20 protein-coding genes and 1 pseudogene are annotated in these 17,680 nt (G+C 34.0%); 15 read left to right on the forward strand and 6 right to left on the reverse strand.

The window, feature by feature from the left end; translation table 11 throughout:
• Positions 1–160: 160 nt before the first annotated feature.
• The 4 genes and pseudogenes from C8K15_RS18845 to C8K15_RS18860 all read left to right on the forward strand — a co-directional run.
• On the forward strand, positions 161–613 hold the full coding sequence (locus C8K15_RS18845; RefSeq protein WP_108587976.1) for a hypothetical protein: 453 nt from the start codon (positions 161–163) through the stop codon (positions 611–613).
• A 127-nt stretch (positions 614–740) separates the two neighbouring features.
• Entirely contained in the window at positions 741–989 is a 249-nt protein-coding gene (locus C8K15_RS18850) for a hypothetical protein (protein WP_108587960.1), read from the forward strand.
• Positions 990–1,013: 24 nt separating this feature from the next.
• Entirely contained in the window at positions 1,014–1,157 is a 144-nt protein-coding gene (locus C8K15_RS18855; protein ID WP_233260567.1) for a nuclear transport factor 2 family protein, read from the forward strand.
• Positions 1,126–1,536, forward strand: a pseudogene (locus tag C8K15_RS18860) (GNAT family N-acetyltransferase); the annotation flags it as partial. The gene C8K15_RS18855 and the pseudogene C8K15_RS18860, both read left to right, overlap by 32 nt.
• Before the next feature lie 777 nt (positions 1,537–2,313).
• Here the strand turns inward: C8K15_RS18860 and C8K15_RS18865 are convergent.
• Both C8K15_RS18865 and C8K15_RS18870 read right to left on the reverse strand, forming a co-directional pair.
• The gene (locus C8K15_RS18865; protein WP_108587962.1) at positions 2,314–2,643 is read right to left on the reverse strand and encodes an antibiotic biosynthesis monooxygenase family protein; all 330 of its coding nucleotides are present in this window, start codon (positions 2,641–2,643) and stop codon (positions 2,314–2,316) included.
• 190 nt (positions 2,644–2,833) lie between these two features.
• A complete protein-coding gene (locus C8K15_RS18870; RefSeq protein WP_369973792.1) occupies positions 2,834–3,877 on the reverse strand; it encodes a Rossmann-fold NAD(P)-binding domain-containing protein in 1,044 nt (347 codons plus the stop codon).
• Positions 3,878–4,676: 799 nt separating this feature from the next.
• On the opposite strand from C8K15_RS18870, the gene C8K15_RS18880 reads away from it, so the two are divergent.
• Positions 4,677–5,021, forward strand: coding sequence for a hypothetical protein (locus tag C8K15_RS18880; protein ID WP_108587977.1), 345 nt, complete (start codon positions 4,677–4,679; stop codon positions 5,019–5,021).
• A 442-nt stretch (positions 5,022–5,463) separates the two neighbouring features.
• Here C8K15_RS18880 and C8K15_RS18890 read toward each other — a convergent pair whose 3' ends face one another.
• A complete protein-coding gene (locus tag C8K15_RS18890; protein WP_108587965.1) occupies positions 5,464–5,646 on the reverse strand; it encodes a hypothetical protein in 183 nt (60 codons plus the stop codon).
• Between the two features lie 336 nt (positions 5,647–5,982).
• Here C8K15_RS18890 and C8K15_RS18895 point away from each other — a divergent pair, with 336 nt between their 5' ends.
• The 4 genes from C8K15_RS18895 (at position 5,983) to C8K15_RS20995 (ending at position 8,966) form a co-directional block, all read left to right on the forward strand.
• Complete coding sequence (locus C8K15_RS18895) at positions 5,983–6,471, forward strand: hypothetical protein (RefSeq protein ID WP_233260568.1); 489 nt, start codon at positions 5,983–5,985, stop codon at positions 6,469–6,471.
• 712 nt (positions 6,472–7,183) lie between these two features.
• A complete protein-coding gene (locus C8K15_RS18905) occupies positions 7,184–7,492 on the forward strand; it encodes a hypothetical protein (RefSeq protein ID WP_108587967.1) in 309 nt (102 codons plus the stop codon).
• A gap of 142 nt (positions 7,493–7,634) precedes the next feature.
• A complete protein-coding gene (locus C8K15_RS18910) occupies positions 7,635–8,123 on the forward strand; it encodes a hypothetical protein (protein ID WP_108587968.1) in 489 nt (162 codons plus the stop codon).
• Positions 8,124–8,705: 582 nt separating this feature from the next.
• On the forward strand, positions 8,706–8,966 hold the full coding sequence (locus C8K15_RS20995; RefSeq protein ID WP_233260569.1) for a hypothetical protein: 261 nt from the start codon (positions 8,706–8,708) through the stop codon (positions 8,964–8,966).
• Between the two features lie 550 nt (positions 8,967–9,516).
• Here the strand turns inward: C8K15_RS20995 and C8K15_RS18920 are convergent.
• Both C8K15_RS18920 and C8K15_RS18925 read right to left on the reverse strand, forming a co-directional pair.
• Positions 9,517–9,951 carry an SRPBCC domain-containing protein gene (locus C8K15_RS18920; RefSeq protein ID WP_108587969.1) on the reverse strand — a complete coding sequence of 145 codons (435 nt, stop codon included), beginning with the start codon at positions 9,949–9,951 and terminating at the stop codon, positions 9,517–9,519.
• Between the two features lie 447 nt (positions 9,952–10,398).
• The gene (locus C8K15_RS18925) at positions 10,399–12,333 is read right to left on the reverse strand and encodes an endonuclease MutS2 (protein ID WP_108587970.1); all 1,935 of its coding nucleotides are present in this window, start codon (positions 12,331–12,333) and stop codon (positions 10,399–10,401) included.
• Between the two features lie 495 nt (positions 12,334–12,828).
• Between C8K15_RS18925 and C8K15_RS21245 the strand changes: the two genes are divergently transcribed.
• From C8K15_RS21245 to C8K15_RS18935, 3 genes are all read left to right on the forward strand, one after another.
• The gene (locus C8K15_RS21245) at positions 12,829–12,963 is read left to right on the forward strand and encodes a hypothetical protein (RefSeq protein WP_255421157.1); all 135 of its coding nucleotides are present in this window, start codon (positions 12,829–12,831) and stop codon (positions 12,961–12,963) included.
• A gap of 12 nt (positions 12,964–12,975) precedes the next feature.
• Positions 12,976–13,134: a sensor histidine kinase gene (locus C8K15_RS21000; RefSeq protein ID WP_233260571.1), complete on the forward strand. Its 159-nt coding sequence runs from the start codon at positions 12,976–12,978 to the stop codon at positions 13,132–13,134.
• Positions 13,135–13,383: 249 nt separating this feature from the next.
• The gene (locus C8K15_RS18935; protein ID WP_233260570.1) at positions 13,384–13,569 is read left to right on the forward strand and encodes an IS110 family transposase; all 186 of its coding nucleotides are present in this window, start codon (positions 13,384–13,386) and stop codon (positions 13,567–13,569) included.
• Positions 13,570–13,667: 98 nt separating this feature from the next.
• Here the strand turns inward: C8K15_RS18935 and C8K15_RS18940 are convergent, their stop codons facing one another.
• Complete coding sequence (locus tag C8K15_RS18940) at positions 13,668–13,946, reverse strand: YfhD family protein (RefSeq protein ID WP_108587971.1); 279 nt, start codon at positions 13,944–13,946, stop codon at positions 13,668–13,670.
• Between the two features lie 1,004 nt (positions 13,947–14,950).
• Here C8K15_RS18940 and C8K15_RS18945 point away from each other — a divergent pair.
• The 3 genes from C8K15_RS18945 to tatC all read left to right on the forward strand — a co-directional run bounded on the left by C8K15_RS18945 (position 14,951) and on the right by tatC (position 17,223).
• Complete coding sequence (locus C8K15_RS18945; RefSeq protein WP_108587972.1) at positions 14,951–16,165, forward strand: metallophosphoesterase family protein; 1,215 nt, start codon at positions 14,951–14,953, stop codon at positions 16,163–16,165.
• A 66-nt stretch (positions 16,166–16,231) separates the two neighbouring features.
• Positions 16,232–16,411 carry a twin-arginine translocase TatA/TatE family subunit gene (tatA, locus tag C8K15_RS18950; RefSeq protein WP_108587973.1) on the forward strand — a complete coding sequence of 60 codons (180 nt, stop codon included), beginning with the start codon at positions 16,232–16,234 and terminating at the stop codon, positions 16,409–16,411.
• Between the two features lie 65 nt (positions 16,412–16,476).
• Positions 16,477–17,223: a twin-arginine translocase subunit TatC gene (gene tatC, locus C8K15_RS18955; protein WP_108587974.1), complete on the forward strand. Its 747-nt coding sequence runs from the start codon at positions 16,477–16,479 to the stop codon at positions 17,221–17,223.
• Positions 17,224–17,680: the final 457 nt, after the last annotated feature.

A 17,680-nucleotide genomic window follows, 5' to 3' on the forward strand; every position in this document is an offset into this window, starting at 1 on the left:
AAATTCAAGACTATGTTTATAAATTATATAAAAAATATTTTTTCTACATTACGAAGTGGTGCAAACCGTTGATACATCAATATTTATAGAGGGAGGTTAGTTGAATAACGGAAATGTTAAAATGAATATGTAAGTGTGCAAAGGAAGAGTGGATGATGATATGAATTACAATGATTTAATGAAATCAAAAGGTTATATTTATCTGAACAACTTGTCAGAACCTGAAGAAAATTCCCTATGTATATTAATTGATAGATGCAAAATCAATAACAAAAGTGAGGATATTGATTTAGGTGAACGATTTACAGAAGCTTATTATCCTATTGAAGTGGATGATGGATTACCAGCTATTCAACTTGAATTTAAGTCCTATGTATCTTATTCGGTAATAAACGAGTCCTTTACAGTGATGGATGATTATGAAGTTTTTCAAGGTGAAATATTTAAGATTTTCACCAAATCAAGATACTTAGATTTCATTAAAGCTGGAACCATAGCAGAAGATATATTTCCCGAAGACAAATTTGTTCATTATCAGGTTCCTTGCTTAAATCATATAATCGATATTATTTCGTATGAAGAACCCAAAATAACTGAAAAAAAGAGAGGATAATCTTCAACTAACGGGTGCTTTACTTGAAGCTCATTGAGCTGCTTAGACAGCTTTTTTTCTTATTGAACTAACGGGGCAGGTTAGTTGAATAATTGAAGGTAAAAAGTTTATAGGATGGTGATTAATCTTGAAAGACATACTTCAAATGATTAATGATGGAAAATTAAGTGAAGATGTAGCATACGACATTGTGGATGAAATTACCGAAGACTTTCATGAAGGTAAAATAAGTAAACAGCCTAGAGAAGAACTTAACATGGACAATTACGAATGGACTGCGTTTTGTCATGGGGCCAGTTTAAGTGTGTTGGCGATATGGCGAAGTGAAAGAAGAGCTATTTCAGGTAACAAGATATTTACAGGCATTAGTGATTAATAAATACTAAAAGGGGACTTTACTATGGAAGAAGCTCTAATTATCGAACATGAAGAAATGCTTCGAAAAGCAATGTTATCTAGTAATTTAATAATCTTAGATGAACTGATTCATGATGATCTTATCTTTGTTAATCATCAAAGTGAAGGAAAAATACTTAGAAAGTGATTTTGAAAGCAAAGGTGAAAAAAGATATTTTTTGATTGCTTTAGATGGTGATAAAATTATTGGTTCAATTGAATACGGCCCAGCAAGCGATCTCATTTGTGATTGTACAAACAATACTTTCAAAGAGCTAATTGAAATAGGTACAGTATTTGTTCATCTTGACTACCAGAGGATTGGGGTAGGGAATTTGCTATTTAATAAAATGTATTTTACTTTTCAGAATAAAGACATAGAAGAATTTTGTTTAGATAGTGGATATATTAGTGCACAAAAAATCTGGAAAAAGAAATTTGGAGAACCTGATTACTTGTTAAAGGATTATTGGGACGAAGGGTATGATCATATGATTTGGAGAATAAAGGTCAGCGAACGGGTTTAGAATGAGAAGTAAAGAAGCATAAGTGCTTAATCAACTAACGGTGCTTGAGTTTAAGATCAATGAGCAGCTAATAGCTCTTTTTCTTCATCAACTAAAGGGGTAGGTTAGTTGAATAAGAGAATGAATGCTTTATGTCGCATTTGACACATAAAGTGAAGTAAGGAAGCGAGGTTTTTTTGAAATCACCGACTGATTCTTGCCCTCATTGCGGTTGGAAGACAGGGTACTACAATAAAAAACAAGTCTCGGGTTCAGTTAGGTACAACATTTCATTTTATTGATAGTGAAGCCGAAAATGGAGCAATATATGATCTCTTAAATCACAAAAATGGTAAAGTAGCTTACTGCATGGATTGTGATAAAAAGATGTTTAATTTGTGGAATTAAATAATGCAGTTCGGAGATAAGCATCCTCCTACATAAAAATTGTATCAAAAAATCTTTAAGAGTTTATCAACTTTTTAATTAAATGGTTATGTTGTTCACTAAAAATCAAAGCTTCAGTTAAGAATTTGATATCAGAAAGATCTGTTCTTTGATTATAGAATTCTCACATTTGTAATAAGAATCTACTAATCGTTGAAGTTCATAATAAATAAGATTCATAGGTAAAATCTCCTTTGGAGCCGTACTTTTCTCATATTTATTATTTCATTATGTAATATTGTGAAAAAATAGGTTTTTATGATGAAAAAGGAAAAATTAATATCAGCTCGTAAGAGATATGACAAATTTGTCGTACAAAAAAGCTTCATGCTTAAACATGAAGCTCAATACTTATTTACTGTTTGAATAAGCTCTTTCCACTTTACAAATCCTAGTAGTGTATGAAGAGTACCAATCTTGTTTACCTTTTTCTTGAACCTTTTTGTGAGAAACATTTTCTTTCCATAGCTTTATAGCTTCTATGGAGTCCCAGTAGGATACAGTTATTCCGAATCCATTCTGATCTCTCGCACTTTCCACTCCTAAGAAGCCAACTTGTTTCGAAGCAAGTTCATCCATTAAATCAGCTGTTGAAATGTAACTTTTGTTATCCTTCTCAGTTCTTTGAGACGTAAAGATGGCAGCATAGTATGGGGGTTCTGGTGTATTCGCGAAAAACATGAAATAACTCCTCCTTATTATATATAAAAGTAATGTTATCAGATATTTTTTATTGCACAGTACAACCGAAGAAGGTATTTTCAGTTTTAGATATAATTATTAAACAAACATTTACAGGTGGGGAAAGATTCTGCTCCTCAATAAGGGCACTTTAGAACAGTCCGTAAAAGTACACTACGGACTGTTGAGTTCATTTATTTGTTTCGTGCCATTCTTTAAGAAGTTTATTTTCACGTTGTCTATCTATACCGGTTTTTCTTTCATGCCCTTGTGGACGGTTTTGTTCCCAGTCTAAAATATCTTTTAAGGTTTCTGAAAGAGGACGAAATGTTAATCCTGTATTCATCGCATTTTTATTATTAACAGCCAAAAATCCGTTCCATGGCTTCTCAGCTCCTGGTAAAGGATATTCCTCGGGTATCCATAAGGGCATTTCTCCCCACGGCTCAACATTGTTGTCTAGTAAAAACTTTTCAGATGCCCATGTGAAAGTAGCATCGCTTCCACTTACTCTTTTACATTCTTTAAGTAATTGTTCCATCGTTAGAGTTTTATCTGGTCCGACAGCATTAAACGTACCTGTCACATTTTGTTCAATCAACTGGATGACCCATCGCGCTAAATCCTTTACGTCGATAACTTGTATAGGGCGATTAGGACGGCCTGGAGATAAAACCTCTCCTCCTTCTGATAATCTTTTAATCCAATATGGTAATCGATCCGTATAGTCATAGGGTCCAACAATTTGACCAGAACGAACAACTAAAATTTTTCCTGGCAATTCTTTTTCTGCTGCTTTTTCACTCAAAGCTTTTAATGGACCATAATATTCTCCATATATTGGTCCAGCTGTCCCATGAATAATTTTTTCTACTTCTTCATTATCCATTGTATGTACCTCTGCCTGTTCATCAAGACCTGGTTTACTTGGATCTTTGTAAACCGAAATACTTGAGATGTAAGTATAATGATTGACATGATTAAGTAATTGACATGATTTTGATACAGTTCTAGGTATAAAACCCGACGTGTCAATAGCCGCATCCCATTTACGTCCTTTTAACACTTGTAAATCCCCGTCACGATCTCCTTTTAACTGTTCGATTTCCGGAAAAATATCACCGTTATTTCCACGATTAAAAAGCGTAACATGATGTCCTCGTTTTCGTGCTGCATTTACTAAAAATCTACCTAAAAAACGTGTACCCCCTAAAATCAAAATTTCCAATTGCATCCACTCCTTTTTTATATTGTTCTGTACAAGATATGATATCTCCTTTTTTTTTTAGCAATTATAGCTAGATATTTCAGGTACTAATATAGAGGTACAAGTACAAGGATTTTAATCATAATTACTTCATTTGCAATCGATTCAATATCCGAGGATGTGAGTTGAAATAAATGACATGCTCTTGTTTAATGAACCTAGTTGAATACTTCCCAATCATTCTATTAGGTTTAGGGAGTGGGTTGATAACGTTCTAAGTACGATAAGAAAGAAAAACCGAGATAAAAAGGAAAATTCTTCCTAACCATTCAGGTGTTTTGCGGATGCTGTCAAAAGTAGATTTATTATTGTGCTAACGGGTACGGGAACTTACAGTCATTTGAAAACAAAAATTGATTTAAATGCAGCTTAAAACTCTATTGAAGAATTTTATTGAAGAACGATGTAAGAAAGGTAGAGACAACTTAGATTTAAAAGATGCTCTGCGATGACAGCTCTTTTTACGTGGCAGGTTTTAATAAAAAAAACTATATTAAAAGAACAGATGTAGTTGATAAAATTAGTAATATTAGAGAAATTAAACTGTAAGAATTAGGAGAAGGTAAAATTGAATTTATTTCCGAGAAAATTTCCTAACGATGTAGATGGAGATGTGTTAAGAAGGATTTATAAAGATGGTGTTGATTTTTAAAAGCCACAAAATGTTGATTTTTTTGTGGCAGTTCCAGTTAAAAGTAAATCTTATGATGGTTACTCGGATGGATGGGGAGTAATGGTTGATAAAAATGAATTCTTGGAGGATATTATGACGACTCTTAAAGAGCTAACAAAAAACAAACCAACGGTAGAATGGAAACAAAGAATGGATGAAGATGACGACCTTTTTACCGATGAAAATATTGCTGCAACTAATGAGGTTCTTAATTCTTACACCAATAGCTTAAAAAAACTAGGAGCTAATACAACAGAGGAAGACATATTGGAATGTGTCAAAGAAGTGGTAATCAAATTTAATGAATTAAATGATAAATACGATTACTTTATCGAAACAATGGAGAGGGAAGAACTGTGTGATTTTATTATTGAAGCTGCACGTATAGCTGGCTTCGAATCAGAAGAAGATATAACTGAAGAATGGAGAGAGTGGTAAATGTAACAGGAGATCGTCAGAGACGGTCTTTTTTATTTGGCTAAAGCCCTAAAGTCAGATTGGATATTTATTCATGAGACCAAGAAAGCGAATAGAATCGTGAAGAGAGGAAAAAGTGAGAACCTGTATATGGGTTGGGTGGAAGGAGCTAACTTCCTAGCGGGAATTGTTTGGATAACGTACCGATGGAATCATTTTTTGGGCATTTTAAGGATAGGTAGATTTTAGACAGTGTAAGACTTTCGAAGAGTTTCACGGTATGATTAGCGAATTATCGAAGAATATAACACACAGCGTTATCAATATGATCTCAGAAAAATGACCCCGGAACAATTCCGAGGTCACTTACTAGCTGTCTAGGCAACAGGGTCTTTTTTAAACTGTCCATTTTATGGGGGTCAGTTCATGAGGAAGGGGTGTTCTTTCAAATCTTGATAAACAATCAATGCATTCCGTTCCATTCCCCTTGGTTTTTGGATGCTTTTTCTTTTTTCGCCTTTTCTTTTTTTGCTCGATTAGCATTTGCACTGCCAAATTCTTTGGAGAATTCTGAATCTTTTTTGCTAGAGTCAAACCCTTGTTTATTCTTTTGTTCTGCGTCATTTTTCTTAGTCCGTTTCGCCATAGATATCACTCCTTTTTTTCTTTAGTATGAGAAATGAAAGTAGAAATATACGTCCTAGCTTTTTGCAGGTATTTATCAATCTCCCTATAACAATTCCTATTATATTTTTAAATCCCTATATGGTTAAGATAATCTTTCTTTCATCGACCGTGAAAAAAATGAACAATAAACACAAGCTTAAGAATGCCTCTGTTACTTTTATTTTTTATGTCCGCCTAGGTTAGAACGGTGAATGGCTGTCCTGCCTAAGGATCAGTTTAAGTTAACAAGCAATGTTTTTTGATAATTAAAATGACTCCGGAAATAATACACTTAAGTAAGTGGAGGTGATAAAAAATGACTAAAACTATTCTTTTCTTGGTTTCTTTTATTACGTTGTTATTTTCAACGGTATATGCAACTACAAGTGATAAGCCCAGTTCTTATGAAGAAATATATCCTGAAATAGGATACAAAACCGTTGAAGCAGCATCGGACGATTTTGAAAAACATTTTAATGAAAAACTAAAATTACCACTAAGAGTACCACCGGTAAGCTTTACTCATCATTTTGGTAGGTTTAATGATCTAGATGGTGACGCAAATGACTCATTTGAAGTGACGTTGATAAATGACAAAATATCTGAAAATCATTATAAAATAGATGTTCGACCACTTAAGAATAAATTGCCTATTCGAGAGAAATACGTGATAAAAACCTTTGAATTAAAGAATGGGATTGTAGCCACTTATATGACATTTTCGGGCTTTAACTTTCTTGTTTTCGAAAGGGATAATTGGCAATACACATTAAATATCGATAAGCGCGTTTCAAACAAAGCCTGAGATCTTAGTAGATATAGCTAACTCTATTGATTATTAAATTAGCTTGAAATTTATGCATTTAACTAAAAAGTTCTTTAGTTCCGCTTGTCTTCTCTTTACATTAATTTTAAAGATTGAGTTCCAAAATTCTGTTCAATAAAGCTTTTGGGTTTACTTTACCTAAGAGTTTTTTTATTTCTTAAGTTAACAGAAAAATCAAAAAAGAATTGTGTTTTGTGAAAGAATAGTACACAATAAATAAGGAAGATACTGTAATTTATAAATTCAGAAAAAGGTGATAGGTTCTTGAAAAGGATAAGACATTCTTTGTTTTATTCAATTGTTTTTCATATACTCATAATTTTAGTGGGATATGGAATTTTCAAATTTGTAGAATTAAATGGTTTGGGAAGTTTAAATATTGGATTTGTTTATGTAGGATTCCTAGAGAATAACTTATACTTATTATCCTTAATTCTAATTTTATTGTCGGTAATCTTATTTACTGTAATTTTTGTAGTCATTCTTTCTTTGTTAGGTTTATATAAAAAAAGGATTACAACATTCTAATTAAAACCCTTCTAATATCGGACTGCTTATTGCTCTTTTTCTTTATCTAACGGGGCAAAGGAATTGTTATGATTTTTGTTGAAATTAGAAATTTATAGTGTAAGTGGTAGCCCACTGTTGCCTTAGTATGTAATATGAAAAAATGTTCAAGCAGGAGGATTCTATGAAAATATATTACTTTATGTTAGATGCTGTTCCGCACCCAAATAAACCAGAAAGAGAAGAATGTGTAGGTGCATATGTAAACTGTTGGGTTAAATCAATAAATGAAAAAAGAGCATTGAACAAAGCGATAAAGTATGTCAGCAATGAAGGCTGGAAGGTTGTAACTATTGAAGACAAGTTTATTGTAAACCGAAATATGTATGAAGGGGATAGTGAATTCGAGGAATCACTTGAATGCTTTGACGAAGCAATGAAAGTTGGCATTTCAGCATTATTTTATACTTGGTCAAGTGAAGACGAAGAATAGATTTGAACAACTCCTTATGACAGCTATTAGATCCTTTGGGCTGCTTAGGTAGCTCTATTTTCTTCAACTAATTGGGCAGTTTGGTTAAAAATCATATGAAGTTGAGTGGAAATAAGTTTAGGAAAAGGATGGTGTGCTGTTTATGTTTAATAAAACTTTTGTCTTAATTATTTCAGTTATTTTTATCCTAACAACTGTTGGGTGTAATAATGTTTCGGATGAGAATGATGAGGCGATTCCGAAAAAAGAAAGTAACGGACTCAATTGGGAACAAAGCCCTCTATTTGAATCAGGCAAATACACTATGATTGGAGAAGAAGGACGTTTAGGTTTTATTTACGATGATGATGACGAAGTTGTTAAATTTTATCCAAATAAAAAACAAAAATATATGTGGCATTTTTGGGGAGAAGAAGAAGAGTTTGATGGAGTGCTAAAAGTTATTGGCACACACGAAAATGATGCTGAAGAAATATATGTGACTGGAGGAGGTCTAGGCGGTCCAAATAATGGGGCGGACAAACACGCCCCATCTAATATGTCATTACCGAAAAGTGGAATGTGGAAGTTAGATGCTTATATAGGAGAAAACCTTCTCGGAACCGTATATGTGAAAGTTCATAAGAAATAAACGGTTTATAGAACTAAAGGGGCAGTTTTACTATATCCCGATGCTTGGTTTTTTAGTGGTTATCCGCCATTTCCTTGGGCGAAATTTGTTCCTTTAATTCAGGTTATATTGGCTATAATTTTTTATCTTATGAAAAGAAATAAATCTAAAACAAGTTTTATTGAATTATGGCGTTATTAAGCTAACAGGTTCATTAGTATAAGATTCTCGGGCTGCTTAAGGAGCTCTTTTTTTACTAACGGGGCAGGTTACTTGAAGAACACATAAAGCGTTATTTGGTTCAATTGCAATACATTTTGTCTATCTTGTCGGTATGATGTTAGTCAGTTATATAAAAACAAGAAACTATAAACCAGATATTTCAAGTGCGTGGGATAAAGTTGAGACACTTCACAGTGTAGTAGTTTTTAGTTAATTCTCCTATTCTTTACGTCTTCACATTTATAGGAATAACTGTGATTTGCGGAATTGTTATTTTCATATAAAAAATTATTGAACTAACTGGGCAGGTTACTTGAAGAAGGAGTTTAAAACAAGAATATAGAAATGCCAGTAAGAGATTAAATTTTTTTAGGGGGTAAAATGAAAAATAAAAACAATTTAAAAACGATAAACTGGGCAATTTTCACAACCATTGTATTGGTGGGTGTTGTTACAGCAGCAATTACGCTATATGACTTAAATAGTACAACACACACTACTTTTGGTGAAGAAGCACAGTCTCGTGCAGAATTCCGTTGGAGCTTGCTACACAAAATCATTTCAGTTGCTATAATTTTTTTTTCTTCTTTTTTAGCTTTGGGTTGGAAACGATTATTTCCTTTTAACGTCCTATTGCAATAATAATAGCTGGTTTTTGTTATGTACTATTTTTCCTTACATTCACGGTTGGATGGGTCGCTATTCAAGGAATAATTGGTTTTTTTATTGCATTCCTAATGGGGGTAATCTTAATAGTATCTTACTCAGTTTTCAATTTTCTTGAAAGTCGCAAGACCAATAAAATTTAACTGGTTAGAAGTGTATGAAAAGATACTTTATTAACTAACGGGTGCTTTAGTTGAAGAAAAGGGATACTTCCCAATTGTGGTGTTATGTCAACCAGGGTGCATACGTGATAAAATCCAGTTGAGTAAGTGAATCGAGCTTCTACGAACGGATTATCTAGTTACTTGTTCAACTAACGGGGCAGATTAGTTGAATAAGAGGGGGAGTCTTAGTCTTATGTATTATTTTTATCTCCCGTAAAACAAGAATTTGTGAAATATTTTTGATCAAACATTACTGCAAAGCTACAAAAGGCATTTCGAATGAGCTCATTCGAAATGCCTTTTGTCTACAGTCTGAAACCTTCTATAAAGAAGATTGTTTGAATCTATTCTTGTTTTTTATCCTAATTTTCTTTGGAGGTTTCACTATATTTTTTAAAATTGTCCAGAATTGTCTGCCAGCCTGCTTTTTGCATTTCAAGGGAATTGGTGGTTTCTGCTTCAAAAGTTTCAATTACCTTAGTGTCGTTTTCTTGGCTAATAAAAGTAATTGTAACTTTTCTTCCATCTTCAATATTGTAAGAAATAAGCTCGTTTATTCTCACTTCATCATAAACACCACTCAAATCAAATCCAAAGCTACCATCCTTAGCTTCCATTCTTGTAAGAAATCTCCCGCCATCCCTTAAATCATTTTCGGCATTTGGCGCATGCCAGTCCTCAGAAGCAAAACACCACTTTGTTATATGCTGTGGCTCCGTCCAATGTTTCCACACTTCTCCAACCGGTGTATGAACTGTGGTTTCTACCGTTATTGTTACAGTATGACCTGTTTCCATTTTGATTACCCACCTCACTATAATAAAATATATCTTTACTGGGACTGTTGCGTTGATTTTCCTATCTTACAGTTCCAATCACTTTTAGTATACAATAATTGGAACATTTCCATCAAGATGATAGGTTTTCCTTACTCAATCATGGTGATATATAAAACATAAGTACATTATTTTAATTTCATTGTTCTACATGAAGAATCACCTACAATTGTGAAGCATTACACTTAAACTAACGGGTGTTTTACTTTAAGCAAGAGTAAAGCATTTTTTTCTTATTGAACTAAAGAAGCAGGTTAATTCAACAAGTAATATGACTTTTAGGTTAGGTAAATCTAATACTGGAGGGTAAATAGCATTTTGATACTACTTATATTAGCTCCCCAAACAATCCGGCAGTCTTCTATAAGTATTATTGGCCTAATTTAATATTACAAAGTGCCACTATAATTACTCTTCCTCCAAATTTAACCCTTCTACATGCTTTCGATCGAGCTGACTCTTCACCTTACGATATTCAACTGATTTAAAAATAATATCAAAATCGTAATTTTCAGGATACAACTCACTCGCTTTAATATGCAATTTTAATCTTTTATGATTGAACGGTTTCTTTTTACCTTTTATTTGCACGATGTAATTTCCAATATGGTCTGGCCCTTTATAAACAATTCCTGTCTCATTTGTAGCTGTTATGGTGACATTATCTCCTTGTTCGAATATGGTGACTTTGTCATCAACGATATGTTGTCTTTTCGTAGGGTTGATTCTTGCATATTTATTTGTTGTTATTTGTCGGACATAATGAAGATCCTTCAATTTGGTTTCATTTACTTGATCTAACACTTGCATTTCCTTTTTATACGTAATTTGATAAGCTTTTTCAATCAATTTCGGGTGTAAACCGAGCTTTAATGCAATATCAAAAGCCTGGCTTTTCCCACTTTCCCCTAACAGTAGACGATAGGTAGGTCGAAGTGTTTCGATATCAAATTCCATTGATCCATTCACAAAACCTTCTTTTTGGTCGGCAAATTCCTTCATTTCACTATAATGCGTCGTTGCAAATAGGGTAGCACCTTTTTCAAAGAGTTGTTCAAGAATGACAATCGCTAATGCCATTCCTTCGCTGGGATCCGTTCCAGACCCGAGCTCATCTAGTAACACAAGGGACTGATTATCCGTTTGTTTTAAAATCTCTATAATATTCAAAAGTCGTGAACTAAAAGTACTCAAATTCTCCTCGATACTCTGACCATCACCTATATCAACAAATATTCGATGGAAAATGTGCAGTGTACTGCCTTTTTCAACTGGAATATACAATCCAGTCTGTGCCATCATTGTTAACAGTCCGATTGTTTTTAATGTTACCGTTTTACCCCCTGTATTTGGACCCGTGATAACAAGCGCTCGATCACTATCTCCAAAATGTAGAGCAAGCGGAACTGAATTTTCCTTCAACATAGGGTGCCTCGCACCCTTCAAACGAATTACATAGTCTTCATTTAACAATGGGCATTCCCCGCGAATATAAAGGCTGTGCTTTGCTTTTGCAAAAATCACATCATAGTGATGCATGGTGCCCATCGCTATTTTAATCGTATGTTCATGACAAAGGAATTTCTCTGTAAGTTCGTATAATATTTTTTCAACCTCATGCTCTTCTGACACTTTCAAGATTTCGATCGATTCCTGAATTTCTTCAAGTGCTTTCGGCTGTATAAATAATGTAGCTCCTGAAGCAGAAGAATCAATAATCGTTCCTTTAATTTTGTTTCGATATTCTTTCTTTACTGCGAATACAAAACGTCCACTTCTCTCTGAAACCAATCCCTCCTGTAAATAAGGAGTGAACGATTTGGATTTCACCATGATTTGAGCTCTGTCTTTCATCTTCGTAAGTTGTAAGGATAACTGCCTTCGAGTATATAGTAGTTCTTTTGAAGCGTAATCGTCTACCTGTCCATGTCTCAAGCATCTCGTAATTTCAGCCTCTAATTCACTTAAGTCTTCAATGGATTCAGCGTATAAGCTTATAGTTGGAGCTGCAAACCTTTTATCTTTCATAAACCGCTTCAATTTATTGCAATGATCTAAAAATGAAAAAACCCGAGTAAATTGATCAGGCCGAATGTATAGACCTTTCTTTGATTGTTCAATGTATTGCTCCATATCGTTCAAAGTATGCAACGGAACACTCGAACTTATTTTCATTATCTGGAGTGCCTCATGTACTTCACCTAATGCATTTTCAATACTTTTTTTGTTTGTCGATGGACGCAATCCTTCGATTGTTAACTTTGCACGATCGGTTATTGCATAACTGCCTACTTCTTTTAAAATGTCCTGATAACCCAGAACATCTATCGTTTGTTGATTCATTATAATTTCCTCCTTTTTTTGAATAAAAAAAGCCGTCATGAAAACACTCATGACGGCTTAGAAAGAATGACATTGTTTTACGGAGCCCATTAATTTGTGCAATAAGGTTGTAGACTGAGTCCATTTTAGATTTCTTACTCAATACAACTTTTATACATCAAAAAAGCTATGACAAATACATGTCATAGCTGGAGTTATCCATTCTTCTTTGCTATGATGCTTGTTCTTAACAATTCTTGAAAAGCGCATAATAAATAAACCAAGCATTTCTTGGTATTTGGCTTCATTCAAGACCGTATGAAATTAACGGATTAGTTAAGAACTGTCACACTCATAAAACAAACTCCTCTTTAGGGCTAATATTCGTAATATTTATACAATATGCTATGGTTTGAACTTTGTCAATGATGATTTCATCATGCAACTTCAAACATTTGTATTCCTTTGTAGTGATCGAAGAGAATGGTTTTCCTCATTATGGGCGACCCATCTGCCGTGAAACGAGTCATAGAAAATTTAGTAGTAAATGCGATTAGACATTCAAGCGGCCATGTAACCATCCAGCTTGAAAAATGTAATACATCCGTGCCACTGACAATTAGTAACTCGGTTAACCAGTTAAATGAATAAGATTTACATCATATATTTGACCGTTTTTATAAAGCAGACCGAACTAGAACTGGAAAAGGTACAGGTCTAGGTTTACAGATTGCAAAAAGCTTAATGGAAAAAATGAACGGGAGCCTTTCTGGTAAGTTAATGGAAAACCAAATATTTATGAAGTTGGAATGGGAAATTTAGTTTGATTTATTGGTTTTATGTGTTTGATTAACCAGTTTTTACTGTTTAACCTTTTTATAATAGGATTTGATATATCGGTAGCCAGGTAGGACGTACGGGTGCGTGGGACAATGATCCCAAACTGTTCACCCTCTACTTGTAGAAACATGTTTGAGGCTGGTTGGGACGTAGATCTCGTATAACAAGCGAAGCTATGACACTACATGGAGGATGGGGTACTGGTTAGTTAAAATCAGAGGAGGAGTAACAATGAATCCAGTAGTAGTTGGTCTGGATGTGGCAAAAGGAGAGATCCAGGTTCAGGTATTCTTAGATAAATCAAAACCGGTTGGAAAGAGCTTTTCGATAAAACATACCAGAGAGGAATTACATCACTGTATTGGATTCTTAAAAGAGATTGAAGAGATGACAGGGCAAAAAAGCGTGCTTTTATAGAATGCACCCACCCAATACATAGGGGATATAGGGTGGGGGCTAATTTTTTTTTGACTTACATCTTTGAGATCATTTATTTCCACTTCGTTATCTCAAAGCTACTCTTTCTTTGTTGTGTATTGGAGGGATGTGTTTTTACCTTTCAACGATCTGGTACCTATTTCTGCAAATTCACTAGCGAGTTCTGCTCTAATACGATCTGGTGCAATTTTTTGATGAGTGGATGTGTTTAGAACTTTCAACGCCTTGGAACCTATTTCTGCAAATTCACTAGCGGTTTCTTCTTTTATACGTCCTGGTGGGATTTTTAGGCTTTTTGGCGTTTGAGGTAAAGTGTTTTTGTTATTACTTTTAGATTTATGTTCATCTCTGCCCACGTTACATCATCCTTTCTTAATTTAGGTTCGTATTAGTTTGTCTTTTGAAGTCATATTCATGTAAACGAATTTTAAAATTATTTTCCGTTTTTTTTTACACTTGTAAAAAACAATTCCCATGTCCGAGATAATCATGGGAATTGTAACATTCTCGATAGTTCAAATTAACGTTATTGTTTTTGACACAGGGGCGAAAAGTTTGAGTCAAAGGCAATCTAGCTGCTTGACTCTATTATTTTGAAGGAAAACAAGGGGCAGTTTTCAGCCGCAAGTACCACTACAACTTTAGACTTTCGTTTGAATTCCTTTGAAAATGGGATGGCAAGTAATAGACCTGTAAAAAGAGCAATAGAAGAAAGTTGAGTTTATATAAACATTCATACCTCAAACGGTTAACTCTCTCTTAGCTCTTCAATCGCTTCATAAATTATTTTATTCTTAAATCTTACTGACTGCGACAATATACTTCTTATACAATCTTTCTCATTCATCTTTTGAAAGGTCTTATCGAGGCATACATGCCATCCTGCCCATGTTAAATTGTAAGGGCAAGAGTATTCGGAGAGTTATTAATGAAAAGAACGCCTTCTGCATTTTGTAGCAGAAGGCGCTCTTTTTGTTAAGTTAGCTTATTAGTTACAGATTGGCTATGTGGATGCTTTATTTACCTACATTTAACATGTTATTAATAATCTATCAATATTTTTGTACTACGATATAAATGTAGCTAACGGAGATACTGGCTCCATCTTAATTTTAAGTAATGATTGTTTGTATTGACATTACATAAAGTTTTCTCCCTTACTATTACTCTTTTCTATTGTTAATCTCTATGGTTTATCCCCAAAAAGGACTAACGGTTATTTTCAATACCATATATAGTGGCTTTTACTTCGAAAAATCTACTATATATCGTTTTTTTACAAGCTACTCTTTTTGAAAACTACCTTTTCGGGGATTAATCAGCTCTATCAAGTATGTATAAAAAATTGGAGGTTTTTTAAATGAGTAATGAGAATCCAAACAAAGGGTTAGACAGAAGGAGTTTTTTAAAAATAGGTGGGATGAGTACACTTGCTTTAACACTTGCGACTACTGGATTGCCAGGAGATTTATTTACTAACACTGTACAGGCTGAAAAAAAAGAAGATGCTAAGCTTCAATTCAATTCAAATGGAAAGTTTAAAGTCGTACAATTTAACGATACTCAAGATGATGAACGAATTGATCGTAGGACACTTGAACTTATGGAGAAAGTTCTAGATTCAGAGAAGCCGGATTTTGTTGTACTCAACGGTGACAATATTACAGGAGGCTGTGATACGGAATTAGAGATGAAACAAGCCCTAAATAATGTAGCTCAACCAATGGAAAAAAGAATGATTAAATGGGCAGTTACGTTTGGAAATCATGATGAAGACTCTTCATCCAAGAGCGGAATGGATGAGAACGATATGCTGAAGTTCTATATGAAGTTCAAATATAATATAAACGAACCTGGAGAAAAGTACCTTACTGGGACGGGAAACATGAACCTCATCATTAGACAATCACAAGGCAAAAAAGCCGCGTTCAACCTTTGGCTTCTTGATAGTGGAAGATATGCTCCAGCAACAATAGCTGGGCAAGATTTTAAAGGATACCCTACTTGGGACTGGCTTCGATTTAATCAAGTTAATTGGTATTATGAGCAATCCAAAAAACTGGAAAAGCAGAACGGTTATAAAGTACCTTCACTCGCGTTCATTCATATCCCTCTATGGGAACATCGTTTTATGTGGCACGGAAGCGTAGATAGTAGAATACCCGCAAACCATGATCTTGCAGTGGTAAAGCATAATATAATAGGAGAAAGAAACGAAGATGAATGTCCGGGACCGGTTAACGGTGGTTTGTTTTCAGCTATGTTAGAGAGAGAAGACGTTAAAGGAGTTTTCTGCGGACATGATCATGTGAACACCTATATGGGCAATTATTATGGAATTTTGCTTGGATATGCTGGTAACACAGGTTTCGGTACATATGGTCTTCCAGGTGCTGAAAGAAATAGACTTCGTGGAGCAAGAGTATTCAATTTAGATGAAAATAAGGAAGGTGTTCTTGTAGAAACCCATATGGTTTTCGCTAAGGACTATGGAATTGATTTAACAGCGAACGATCAAAGTATGGATCCTTTACCATTAGATAATGAGAAAAAAGAGAAAGTGGAAAACCACTAATAAGTAAATGCTATATGTCTTACTCATCTCAATGGTATAAAAAACAATATTTTAGGAGGGAACAATATGTTGCAAAATATAGGCATACCTGGTTTAATTCTAATTTTAATCATTTCTCTCATCGTATTTGGACCGTCTAAGTTACCTGAAATTGGGCGTGCATTTGGTAATACATTAAGAGAATTTAAAAGCTCGGCAAAGGAATTAATGTCAGACGAAAAAGAAGATAGTGGTCATTCTAAGTAAAAGTGTCGAAGATGTAAGCTCCGAGTTTACATCTTCTTTTTATTTCAAAAAAGGGAGAACCTTATATGAAAAATCAAGAGCTAACTTTTGTTAAACACCTTGGGGAATTAAGGAAACGGTTAATCTTTACATTACTCGCTTTTATCATTTTTTTATTTGGATCATTCATTTATGTGCAGGATATTTACGAGTGGCTTATTCGTGATCTCAATCGTAATTTAGCAGTATTAGGACCGAGTGAAATCCTTTGGGTATATTTTATGATTTCAGGAGTGATTGCGATCGCACTTACCATTCCAATTGCTGCTTATCAAACGTGGTTATTTGTAAAACCAGCCCTAACTGAAAAAGAACGAAAAGCAACACTAGCCTACATTCCTGGATTGTTTACTATGTTTATAACAGGGCTATCATTTGGTTATTTTGTCGTGTACCCAATTGTTCTTAACTTTTTATTATCCTTATCTAAAGGGCAGTTTGAAACCATGTTTACTGCCGAAAAGTATTTCAAATTCATGATAAACTTAACACTGCCGTTTGGATTATTATTTGAAATACCGCTCATTGTCATGTTCCTTACCTCAATTGATATCATTAATCCGAAGCTTCTTTCGAAAGCCAGAAAGATTTCTTACTTTTCACTTACCCTTGTAGCTATTTTCATAACTCCGCCTGATATTATTTCAGATATATTGGTTATCGTACCACTATTCATTTTATATGAATTTAGTGTCATATTGTCCAAAATCGTATATCGAAAAAAATATAAAAAACAATCAGAAAATATTATTCCCATGAAAAAAGCATCATAGACAAATGAAAGGACTGCAGGTATCATGATTTGCGGTAATCCGTACTGGATTATAGAAGAAGTTAAATTCTATAATAAAAATATCGAACAATAAACATAAATAATAAAGAGCGCCTTCTGCATTTTGTTGCAGAAGGCGCTCTTTTTGTTAAGTAAGATTATTAGGTTTTTTGCATTGCTTATACTATTTGGGGTAGTTTATGATTTCTTCATTCGAAAAAGTTTTAAGGAAATGGAAAGCGGTCCTGTAAATCAAAATGCCGAGCAAGCAAAAAGAGTGATAAAAAGGATTAATGTAATGTCAATTCCGTCAAATGTGTCGCTATTTGAGGGCACTGCAAAACGAATACAGAAATTAGGGGAAAGCGCTAGATTCGCTTTTCCCTTTTTCGTTATAATAAATAAAAAGCTCTGAAAGTGTGTGTTAATCATGTTAAATCAATCAAAACAAACTACTT

The sequence above is a fragment of the Paenisporosarcina sp. OV554 genome (assembly GCF_003058165.1).
Lineage (GTDB): Bacteria > Bacillota > Bacilli > Bacillales_A > Planococcaceae > Paenisporosarcina.